Here is a 3,505-nt window from a genome sequence, read left to right as displayed (position 1 = left end):
GGCTACACTATACTCTTGACATCACCTCCGCCCACCGGAAAAATCCGCTGACCCGCAGTTTGCCCGCGACGGCCGCTTGGCAACCTGGGGTAATAAAAAAGATGACCTCAAATTTTGAGGTCATCTTTTTGAGTAGCGAATCTGGGAATCGAACCCAGGTCTCCACCGTGAGAGGGTGGCGTGCTAGGCCACTACACTAAATCGCCATTCACTACTCTTGAAAGGAAATTTTAAGAACTCGCTTGCTCGTCTCCTTTCCGGTTTTAGCACTGCAAAGTTAAGAGCTTTTTTTGAGCAGTGCAAATAAATCGTCGTGTTTTAACATATATTTACAGATTGCTGCCCATTCACGGCCCAAAAACCAAATCGCGTTTCGGATTGTTAAATCATTGACAAGCCCTTTCCCGAATGAATGGCTTTATTTTCGCTATTCCTGGTCATACAGGCGCAATGACCCCGTTGAGAGCCTATGGTTATTCGGAGAAAATGCTTATCTTTGCAATCTTGAAAAAACTCATCACTTTAAAAACAACCTCTTGGTTTCAACTAAAATCTATCACCTAAGATCAATGACTGAAACAGTAACAGACATATTGCCTTCTATCATCGAAGGAATCCGCGACCGCAAAGGACGCAAGATAACAACAGTTGACATGAGCGACATTGACACCGCTGCCGCCCGTCGCTTCGTAATCTGCGAAGGCACATCGACCCAGCATGTCGCAGCCGTGGCTGACAGCATCAGGGAATACCTGCTCGAACACATCGGTGTCAAGCCTTACAACTATGACGGTTATGGCAATTCGACATGGATCGTGATAGACTACGGTGACACGCTTGTCCATGTCTTCCTGCGCGAGACCCGCGATCTCTATGCGCTTGAAGAGTTGTGGAGCGATGCCGTTATCACGGACTATCCCGACGAAGACTGATTAAACACCCTCTAAAAAATCTCGATTTTAACAATGAGTTCACCGACTCCCTCAAATAATCAGAAACCCAAGAAGCCTTTCGGCATAGCTTTCAGCATGTACTGGGCCTATGCCATTATAATAGTGTTTCTTCTTGCGATGCTTTATATAGATGACACCTCAATTGAAAAGGAGGTCAGCTATACGAAGTTCAAAGAGTATGTCACCACCGGAGGTGTGGGCGAGATCACGGTCTTTTCCAACACCAACAAGGCCGAGGCAGTCCTTTCCGACTCTCTGGCACGGACAATTTTCCCTGAGAGCCAGTATAAAGGCGGCAAGGGTACAATCGCCAAGATCATAACCGACATACCTTCTGCCGACAAATTCGAAGATCAGATCGACCTCTGGAATCAGGAGGGGATCAGACACGGCGAAGTCAAATATGACAAATCGTCGGACTACGGCTCTCTGCTCTGGTCCTTCGGTCCGATTCTGCTTCTTGTCGCTTTCTGGTTCATCATGATGCGCCGCATGTCAGGCGGTGCGTCGGGCGGAGGTGCCGGCGGAGTTTTCAATGTCGGCAAATCCAAGGCCAAGATGTTTGAAAAGGGCGAGGGGACCAATGTGACTTTCAAGGATGTCGCCGGTCTTTCCGAGGCCAAGACCGAGATCCGCGAGATTGTCGAGTTTCTCCGCAACCCGCAGCGCTATACCGATCTTGGTGCCAAGATCCCCAAAGGCGCTCTCCTTGTAGGCCCTCCCGGAACGGGTAAGACTCTGCTCGCCAAGGCTGTGGCAGGCGAGGCCAACGTGCCTTTCTTCTCGATGTCAGGTTCTGACTTTGTCGAGATGTTCGTGGGTGTCGGTGCCTCGCGAGTGCGCGATCTCTTCCGTCAGGCCAAGGAAAAAGCGCCGTGCATCGTGTTCATCGACGAGATCGACGCCGTTGGCCGTGCCCGTGGCAAGAATCCTAATATGGGAGCAAATGACGAACGCGAGAACACTCTCAACCAGCTCCTCACAGAGATGGACGGCTTCGGGTCGAACAGCGGTGTGATTATCCTTGCCGCCACCAACCGCGCCGATATTCTCGACAAGGCTCTTCTGCGCGCCGGACGTTTTGACCGTCAGATCAACGTAGATCTTCCAGAACTGAAAGACCGCATAGAGGTGTTCAAGGTCCATCTGCGCAATATCAAGACCGACGATTCTGTCGATGTCGATCTGATGGCCCGTCAGACCGCCGGTTTCTGTGGCGCCGACATTGCCAATGTCTGCAATGAAGCAGCCCTTATCGCCGCCCGCGGCAACAAGAAAGCGGTTGACCGCGACAGCTTCATGGCCGCTATCGACCGTATTATCGGAGGTCTTGAACACAGCTCCAAGATAATCTCTGACGACGAGAAGAAATCCATTGCCATCCATGAGGCCGGCCATGCTACGGTTTCCTGGTTCCTGCAATACTCCAATGAGATGGTCAAAGTCTCGATTGTCCCGCGCGGCATGGCTCTCGGTGCGGCATGGTACATGCCTGAGGAGCGCCAGATCACACCCAAGGAAGCGCTGCTCGATCAGATCTGTATGACCCTCGCAGGCCGTGCAGCCGAGGAACTGACCATCGGCCAGATCTCCACAGGCGCTCTCAACGACCTTGAGAAAGTGACCAAGATGGCCTATGCCATCGTTGTCTACTATGGTATGAGCGACAAGATCCCCAATGTCTGCTACTATGACTCCACCGGCCAGGCCTACGGCTTCTCCAAACCCTACGGAGGCGAACGCGCCAAGCAGATTGACGACGAGGTTTCACGCATCATCAGCGAGCAGTATGAACGCGCCAAGCAGATCCTGCGCGATCATCTCGAAGGCCACGCCAAACTTGCGGAGACGCTGCTGACCAAAGAAGTCATGTATGCCGAAGACCTTGTCAACATATTCGGCAAACGCCCGTGGAAATCCCGCACCGAGGAGATCATGGAACTCCAGGCCGCCCGCGATGCCAAGCGCCTCGAAGAGGAAAAGGCCCGCAGTGAAGCCGAAGGGGCATCTTCGGACAGCGCTGACACCACTGACTCAGACTCCGGATCAGAGGCAGCCGATGCTCCTGCCGTGATTGACGTCGAAGCCTCTGAGACCACTGAGGTCAAGGCTGATGACTCTTCAGATTCCGCAGACGCATCCGATGGCCACATCGGCCCGACTCCTCCGCCATACAACAAGAAATAATCCATCTGACGGATTCCAGTCAAGCTCCGTAGGTGCGACCAAGTTTCGCACCTACGGAGTTTTTTTATGAATTTTTTTGACCGGCTCCGCATTATCGCACCAAAAATGGGGTGGGGCGGTTGTATCTTTGCTGTGTAGTTCGGTTTATGAAACTATCGGAATAAGCAATTTTTAACCCCACTCCTAATTTGTCATGCTCATGAAAACCACTAAGTCAGCCTCCAGACGGGCCGCGGCATTCCCGGTCTCTGAAAAGTTTTATAAGGAAACTGTCAGCCGTATCCACGATTCATTCCGGTCAGTCGCTTCTGCCGATAGTTCCCTTGCGGAGGAGACGGTGAAGGTTGTCAAGGCCTATCTTCTTG

The 3,505-nt window shown here is 52.0% G+C and carries 2 protein-coding genes and 1 tRNA gene; 2 read left to right on the top strand and 1 reads right to left on the bottom strand.

Annotated elements, in window-relative coordinates; translation table 11 throughout:
- Positions 1-133: 133 nt before the first annotated feature.
- Positions 134-206 (bottom strand) — tRNA-Glu (locus K2H17_RS02410).
- Between the two features lie 363 nt (positions 207-569).
- Between K2H17_RS02410 and rsfS the strand changes: the two genes are divergently transcribed.
- Together rsfS and ftsH are read left to right on the top strand one after the other, a co-directional pair.
- A complete protein-coding gene (gene rsfS / locus K2H17_RS02405) occupies positions 570-932 on the top strand; it encodes a ribosome silencing factor (RefSeq protein ID WP_300130996.1) in 363 nt (120 codons plus the stop codon).
- 33 nt (positions 933-965) lie between these two features.
- The gene (ftsH, locus tag K2H17_RS02400; protein WP_300130993.1) at positions 966-3,140 is read left to right on the top strand and encodes an ATP-dependent zinc metalloprotease FtsH; all 2,175 of its coding nucleotides are present in this window, start codon (positions 966-968) and stop codon (positions 3,138-3,140) included.
- Positions 3,141-3,505 lie beyond the last annotated feature (365 nt).

This window comes from Duncaniella sp. (genome assembly GCF_029054785.1).
Lineage (GTDB): Bacteria > Bacteroidota > Bacteroidia > Bacteroidales > Muribaculaceae > Duncaniella.
This window is presented reverse-complemented; position numbering and strand designations above follow the sequence as displayed.

Coding starts and splice junctions, on each gene's coding strand:
- rsfS (WP_300130996.1), top strand. CDS start 570: ATGACTGAAACAGTAACAGACATATTGCCTTCTATCATCGAAGGAATC.
- ftsH (WP_300130993.1), top strand. CDS start 966: ATGAGTTCACCGACTCCCTCAAATAATCAGAAACCCAAGAAGCCTTTC.